Here is a 440-nt window from a genome sequence, read left to right on the forward strand (position 1 = left end):
TTCCATGACCCACCGTAATTCGCCGCTGACCCCTGCCGGAAGACTCCGCCTGGTCCAACGTGTCGAAGATGATGGTCGCCCCGTCGCCCACGTCGCTGCCGAGGCAGGGGTCGCCCGCTCGACTCTGACGAAGTGGGTTCACCGCTATCGCGATGACGGCATCGACGCTCTTCAGGACCGCCCCAGCGCTCCTGCTCGCCGGCCCTCGCGGCTACCGATCGAGGTCCTCGCGCTCATCGACGCCTGGAGACGAGACCGCAAATGGTCCGCCCGCCGCATCGCTCTCGAGCTCGCCGACCGCGGCCACCACTACTGCGTCCGCACTATCGGCAGGTGGTTGCAGCGGCTGGGGATCTCTCGCCGCCGTGACCTCGACCCGACCGGGGAGAACAACCGCGAGACCGGGAAGATCATCGCCCGTTTCCCGGGGCACATGCTCC

The 440-nt window shown here is 68.0% G+C and carries 1 protein-coding gene; it reads left to right on the forward strand.

What is annotated here, in order from left to right; all coding sequences use genetic code 11:
* Positions 1–4: 4 nt before the first annotated feature.
* Positions 5–440, forward strand: a 436-nt coding sequence (locus INT51_RS21985) for a leucine zipper domain-containing protein (protein WP_193107515.1), incomplete at its 3' end; no start/stop codon positions are given.

The sequence above is a fragment of the Brachybacterium sp. FME24 genome (genome assembly GCF_014897705.1).
Classification (GTDB): domain Bacteria; phylum Actinomycetota; class Actinomycetes; order Actinomycetales; family Dermabacteraceae; genus Brachybacterium.